Annotated in this window: 7 protein-coding genes and 1 pseudogene; 2 read left to right on the top strand and 6 right to left on the bottom strand. The window is 63.0% G+C overall.

Annotation, left to right across the window (positions count from 1 at the left end; translation table 11 throughout):
* The 6 genes and pseudogenes from A2J01_RS35980 to A2J01_RS22930 all read right to left on the bottom strand — a co-directional run.
* Positions 1-130, bottom strand: a pseudogene (locus tag A2J01_RS35980) (1,2-phenylacetyl-CoA epoxidase subunit PaaC); the annotation flags it as partial.
* A gap of 28 nt (positions 131-158) precedes the next feature.
* Positions 159-476 carry a 1,2-phenylacetyl-CoA epoxidase subunit PaaB gene (paaB, locus tag A2J01_RS22950; RefSeq protein ID WP_007730622.1) on the bottom strand — a complete coding sequence of 106 codons (318 nt, stop codon included), beginning with the start codon at positions 474-476 and terminating at the stop codon, positions 159-161.
* Entirely contained in the window at positions 473-1,441 is a 969-nt protein-coding gene (gene paaA / locus A2J01_RS22945; RefSeq protein WP_029256502.1) for a 1,2-phenylacetyl-CoA epoxidase subunit PaaA, read from the bottom strand. Before paaA ends, paaB begins: the two co-directional genes overlap by 4 nt.
* 92 nt (positions 1,442-1,533) lie before the next feature.
* Complete coding sequence (locus A2J01_RS22940) at positions 1,534-2,319, bottom strand: enoyl-CoA hydratase-related protein (RefSeq protein WP_064113660.1); 786 nt, start codon at positions 2,317-2,319, stop codon at positions 1,534-1,536.
* Between the two features lie 27 nt (positions 2,320-2,346).
* On the bottom strand, positions 2,347-3,204 hold the full coding sequence (locus tag A2J01_RS22935; RefSeq protein WP_064113659.1) for a 3-hydroxyacyl-CoA dehydrogenase family protein: 858 nt from the start codon (positions 3,202-3,204) through the stop codon (positions 2,347-2,349).
* Positions 3,201-3,929: an enoyl-CoA hydratase/isomerase family protein gene (locus A2J01_RS22930; protein ID WP_064113658.1), complete on the bottom strand. Its 729-nt coding sequence runs from the start codon at positions 3,927-3,929 to the stop codon at positions 3,201-3,203. The genes A2J01_RS22935 and A2J01_RS22930 overlap by 4 nt, the downstream gene beginning before the upstream one ends.
* 107 nt (positions 3,930-4,036) lie before the next feature.
* Between A2J01_RS22930 and A2J01_RS22925 the strand changes: the two genes are divergently transcribed.
* On the top strand, positions 4,037-4,648 hold the full coding sequence (locus A2J01_RS22925) for a TetR/AcrR family transcriptional regulator (protein ID WP_007730612.1): 612 nt from the start codon (positions 4,037-4,039) through the stop codon (positions 4,646-4,648).
* Between the two features lie 88 nt (positions 4,649-4,736).
* On the top strand, positions 4,737-5,930 hold a 1,194-nt coding region (locus tag A2J01_RS22920), incomplete at its 3' end, for a 3,4-dehydroadipyl-CoA semialdehyde dehydrogenase (protein ID WP_156519368.1).

Genomic DNA, 5,930 nt, shown 5'->3' with positions numbered 1-5,930 from the left:
CGAGATCGACGTCATCCGGCACCGTGGTGTCGACTCCGGCGAGGGGGTCGTCGAAGCTGGTTCCGAACGCCCACTGACCGTGGCCGTCGCCGTCGACCAGGCCGTCGTAGGCACTGTCGTGATCGTTCATCTGTTGGTCCTCGAAGTCGAAGTGATTCTCACATGTGCGGAACGGAGTCCGGGATGTCGTAGAAAGTCGGGTGCCGGTAGACCTTGTCGCCGCTCGGCGCGAAGAACGGATCCTTTTCTGCCGGACTCGAAGCCACGATGTTCGCAGACGGCACGACCCAGATGCTCACGCCTTCGTTACGTCTGGTGTAGACGTCGCGCGCGTGGCGTAGGGCCATCTGATCGTCTGCCGCGCGCAGGGATCCGACATGCACGTGGTTCAGTCCGCGCTTTCCCCTCAGAAATACCTCGTACAAAGGCCATTCGCCCCGCACCTGATCGCGCTGTACCTGATCGTTCTCGCTCATGATGTTTCCCCAGTCGTGCGATCGTGCGCGAGTCTCTCGCGCTGTGCAAAGGCGTACGCGGCCTCGCGAACCCAGGCCCCGTTGTCGTGTGCGGCTTTCCGATTGGTGATCCGCTCGACGCTCGCCGCTCCGTTGCCGCGGACCACGTCCATGAATTCGCTCCAGTCCGGCTCGCCGAAATCGTGTGCGCCACGCTCGGGGTTCCAGCGCAGGTCGGGATCAGGGAAGGTCACACCGAGTATCTCGGCCTGCGGTATCGACATGTCCACGAATCGTTGCCGCAGTTCGTCGTTCGTGTGCCGCTTGATGCGCCACTTCATCGACTGCTCGGTGTTCGGCGATTCGTCGTCCGGCGGTCCGAACATCATCAGAGCGGGCCACCACCATCGGTCGACGGCTTCCTGCACCATTGCCCGTTGAGCTTCCGTGCCGCGCATCATCGTCGCCAACAGCTCGAAGCCTTGCCGCTGATGGAACGATTCCTCCTTGCACACACGGATCATCGCGCGCGCATACGGCCCGAAGGAGCTGCGGCACAGCGGAACCTGATTGCAGATAGCAGCTCCGTCGACCAGCCAGCCGATCACTCCCACGTCGGCGTATGTCAGCGTCGGATAGTTGAAGATCGAGGAGTACTTCTGCTTTCCCTCGATCAGTTTGGTGGTCAGATCGCCACGATCGGCACCGAGCGTCTCGGCCGCGGAGTAGAGATACAGACCGTGCCCGGCTTCGTCCTGGACCTTCGCCATCAAGATCGCCTTGCGTCGCAACGAAGGCGCACGGGTGAGCCAGTTTCCCTCGGGCTGCATTCCGATGATTTCGGAGTGCGCATGCTGGGCAACCTGACGGATCAGAGTCTTGCGGTAGCCGTCCGGCATCCAGTCGCGAGGCTCGATGCGCTGGTCTGCCGCGATCGTCTCGTCGAACAGGTTCTGCAGATCTTGTGGAGCTTCCACGTTGGTCATCGTACCTACCTTTTATTACCGAATGATCGGTTGGTAACTAGTATGCACCGAGGTGTCCCAGCACACAAGAGAATCTTTCGCCGCACCAGAAATCAGCGGCCCTCGAAAACCGGCTTCTGCTTCGACAGGAAAGCCGTGACTGCGCCTCGATGATCTGCCGTGGAACCCAGCTCCACCTGTGCGTTCGCCTCGGCCGCCAGCGTCTGGGAAAGCCCAGGAGCAACGGCACGGATCAGCGATTTCACGTGGGCGAAGGCCGCGGTGGGTCCGTCGGCAAGCCGACGCGCGAGTACCCGAGCCTCAGCGGCGACGTCCTCGTCGGCCACCACGCGATGAACCAAGCCCCACTCCAGCGCGCTCTGCGCGTCGAACTTGTCGCCGAGCAACATCAGGCCACTGGCGCGGCTAGGTCCGAGCGCGTGCACGAGCGCATGACTGAGCCCGGAGTCACTGGCCAGACCGATGCCGGTGAATGCCGTCGCAAAGCTCGCGCGAGCCCCCACGACACGGATGTCTCCGGCCAACGCGATTCCCAACCCGGCCCCGACGCAGGCTCCGCCGATACCCACCACCACCGGGACAGAGAGCGTCGACAGCGCCGTGACGATGGGGTTGTAGTGCGCCTCGACGGTATCCATCGCGTGCGCCGGATCAGCATCCAACGCTGCGGCGTGCTCGTCCAGATCCTGACCGACGCAGAAGTTCTTGCCTTCGGCGAGAATCAACACCGCTCGAACCTCTGCGTCCGCGTGGACCTGCAGCAACGCTTCGAGCAGCTGAGACTTCATTTCGCCGTTGACGGCATTGGCGGCCTTGGGTCGGTCGAGAGTGATTGTCGCCAAACCTCGCTCGATCTCCAAGCGAATCACGTCAGTCATCGATGTTCCTTTCGCAGGAAGTTCGGTTCAGCTCCATGTGTGAAAACCCTGTCCCGTCTTGCGCCCCAACTCGCCGCGAGCCACCTTCTCTCGCAGCAGTGCTGGAGGTGCAAATCGATCACCGAGCGTGCTCGAGAGGTGTTCGGCGATCGCCAGGCGCACATCCAACCCGACCAGATCTGTCGAACGCAGCGGGCCCATCGGATGCCGATACCCCAATTCCATTGCTCGGTCGATCGATTCCGCGTCCGCCACACCCTCTTCGAGCATGCGGATGGCTTCGAGCCCGAGACCGACACCAAGCCGGCTGGTTGCAAAACCAGGTGAGTCGTTGACGAGCACCTCGGCTTTGCCGAGCATCGACACCCATGCTCGTACCGAGTCGACAACCTCGGGGCGGGTCTGAGGCGCCCGGACGATCTCGACCAACAGCGACGCCGGGACTGGATTGAAGAAGTGCATACCGATGAACCGGCCCGGATCCGTCAGCGCTGCGCCGAGTTCGGCGATCGACATGGAACTGGTGTTGCTGGCGATCACGGTGCTTTCTCCGGCAACGGCTTCCGCAGCGGCGAGCACCTCGACCTTGAGGGCCGCAATTTCCGGGACCGCCTCGACGATCAGGTCGAGCGACGGTGGCAACGAGGTCACTGCGTCCACGGTGCTCACGCGCGCCAGCACCGTCGCGGGGTCCTGGTCGTCGAGTTTCCCTCGCTCGTGGGCTCTGTCGAGGCCGGCGGAAACACGCTGCAACGCGGCCGCGGTGTCGCCACTCTCCGCGATGGTGACCGCCCCGCCGAGACTGGCGAACACCTGGGCGATACCCGCACCCATGCGTCCACCGCCGATGACTCCGACGGTCTTCGGTGCAACTGCTTCAGTCATGATTTCTTCTCCAGGAAGGCCGTCATGCGATCGCGCTTGTCCGAACTCTCGAACAGGACGGCCTGGGCGATGTCGTCGGCAAACGGATGCGATCCCGGCGCATCGACGATGATCTTGGTCAATCGCAGTGCCAGCGGGGACAGTCGGGAAATGCGGTCGAGCAGCCGATGCGCTGCGTCGACGTGGCAGTTCGGTTCGGTTACCTCGACAACCAGGCCCGCTCGTAGCGCCAACTCGGCGTCGAGGTTCCTGGCACCGAGGAGCACCTGCTTCGCGATCGAGACGCCGACGAGCTTCGGCAATCGATAGCTGGCGCCGGCGGCTGCCATTATGCCGAGATTGGGCTCCGGATTCCCGAAGACCGCCGTCGTTGTCGCGATGCGAATGTCGCAGGCGTAGGTCAACTCTGCCCCACCGCCGAGCGCGTAGCCGCTCACGGCGGCCACGGTGGGAAGCGGGAGCTTTCCGATTCGGTCGAACAGCGTGCGGTTGATACCCGCGAACGCTTCCTCTCGTCCGCGCTCTCGGAGCTCCGCGATGTCAGCGCCGCCTGCGAAGTGGGCGCCGCGCCCCGCAAGCAGGAGCAGCTTCGGATCCCGTTCGAGGCGTCCACAAACCTGATGCAGTTCGTCGATCATTTCCGCGTTGATCGCATTGCGTTGCGCGGGCCTGTCGAGGGTGACCACGACGCGATCCTCGCGCTCGTCCACGTGCAGGGTGTTCACATTCGCTCCTTCTCGCTCTTCTCCATTAGTAACCGAACATTCGGTCGTTTGGCAAGGGTGAGAACGAGGATGGTGCACAGCTTTGCCCGAACTGAGAAGATGGGGACATGACTACGGCACGCCCCACTCGACGCACCGGCCTCCCCGGACGTCCCGGCTACGACCTCGATTCGCTCCTGGCCGTGGCCGTGAAGGTGTTCAACGACAAGGGCTACGACGGCGCCAGCATGGAGGTGCTCGCCAAGAAACTCGGCATCACGAAGTCCTCGATCTACCACCATGTGTCCGGAAAGTCAGAACTTCTCGAACTCGCCCTTTCGCGTGCACTCAACGCCCTGTTTGCGGTCACGACCGAAGAGGGCGCCACCACCGGTCCGTACATCGACCGGCTCGAATACCTGGTCCGGCGCAGCGTAGAGGTGCTGGTCGCAGAGCTTCCATACGTCACCCTGCTCCTGCGCGTCCGCGGCAACACGACGGTCGAGCGCGCCGCGCTAGCTCGTCGACGCGAATTCGACAACTTCGTCGGAGGTCTCGTCGCGTCCGCCGCAGCGGAGGGAGACTTGCGCCCGGACATCGAACCAGCCCTCGCCAGCAAGCTGATGTTCGGCACCGTCAACTCACTGATCGAGTGGTACAAACCCCGAGCGGGTGAGTCCGTCTCCGACATCGCCGACGCGGTCGTCGCCGTCACTTTCGACGGACTTCGCAAGGCCTGACTCCAGGCAGTTCTGCCGAATCCTTGACAACGCGGCGTTACCGGGCGATCGTAATTACCGACCGAACGTACGGTGAGATGGAGTTGTCGTGAGCAGACTGTTGGAAAGCTATGTGGCCGGTCAGTGGTACGCCGCACCGGACGCAGGTACCCCGTTGCCGAGCGCAGTGGACGGATCGGAGGTGGCCCGGATCTCCGCAACCGGCATCGACCTCGCCGAGATGGTTACGTACGCCCGCGAGGTCGGCGGGCCTGCACTGTCCGCGATGACCTTCCACGAACGTGCCGGCGCGCTCAAGGCTCTCGCCCTCACGTTGATGGCAGGAAAAGCCGAGTTCTACACACTCTCCACTGCCACCGGCGCGACGACGCGAGATTCCGGGGTGGACATCGACGGCGGATTCGGGACCCTGCTGAGCTACGCGAGCAAGGCTCGGCGCGAATTGCCCGACAGCACAGTCTTTCTGGACGGAAACGTCGAGCCTCTCGGCAAGGGCGGAACCTTCCTCGGGCAACACATCTATACATCACGTCGCGGCGTCGCCGTGCAGATCAACGCCTTCAATTTCCCGGTGTGGGGGTTCCTGGAGAAGCTGGCACCGGCATTCATCGCGGGGGTGCCGTCCATCGTCAAACCTGCCAGTTCCACGGCATATCTCACCGAACTCGTCTTCCGGCGCATCATCGAGTCAGGCTTGCTCCCAGAGGGTTCCGTCCAACTGCTCTCCGGTAGTGCACGCGGCCTCCTCGATCATCTCGGCGGGCAGGACTCAGTGGCATTCACCGGATCCGCCGACACCGCAGCAACGCTGCGTGCTCACCCGAACGTCGTCGGCAAGGGTGTCCATTTCAATGCCGAAGCCGATTCACTCAACGCGTCGATCCTCGGCGAGGACGCCATACCAGGAACGCCCGAATTCGATTTGTACGTCAAACAACTCGTCACCGAGATGACGGTCAAGGCGGGCCAGAAGTGCACGGCGATCCGGCGCGCCCTGGTCCCGCTCTCGCTGGTCGACGCCGTTGTCGATGCCGCATCCGAGCGACTGAACAAAGTGGTCGTGGGACACCCCGATGCTGATGGCGTCACTATGGGAGCTCTCGCCAGCATCGAACAGCGTGATGAGGTCTTGAAATCCATTCGCGGTCTGACGAAGTCGGCAACCATCGTATTCGGAGACCCGGACAACGTGGACGTGGTCGGTGCCGACGGCCAGTCAGGAGCCTTCCTTTCCCCAGTCCTTCTCCGGGCGGAAGAGAATGCGCACGAGGTACACGAACTG

It is taken from the genome of Rhodococcus sp. EPR-134, assembly GCF_001647205.1.
GTDB classification, from domain to species: Bacteria; Actinomycetota; Actinomycetes; order Mycobacteriales; family Mycobacteriaceae; genus Rhodococcus_F; species Rhodococcus_F qingshengii.
This window is presented reverse-complemented; position numbering and strand designations above follow the sequence as displayed.

Bases quoted from the DNA above. Each gene is read 5' to 3' on its own strand.
- paaB (WP_007730622.1), bottom strand. From the start codon at position 476: ATGAGCGAGAACGATCAGGTACAGCGCGATCAGGTGCGGGGCGAATGG.
- paaA (WP_029256502.1), bottom strand. From the start codon at position 1,441: ATGACCAACGTGGAAGCTCCACAAGATCTGCAGAACCTGTTCGACGAG.
- A2J01_RS22940 (WP_064113660.1), bottom strand. From the start codon at position 2,319: ATGACTGACGTGATTCGCTTGGAGATCGAGCGAGGTTTGGCGACAATC.
- A2J01_RS22935 (WP_064113659.1), bottom strand. From the start codon at position 3,204: ATGACTGAAGCAGTTGCACCGAAGACCGTCGGAGTCATCGGCGGTGGA.
- A2J01_RS22925 (WP_007730612.1), top strand. From the start codon at position 4,037: ATGACTACGGCACGCCCCACTCGACGCACCGGCCTCCCCGGACGTCCC.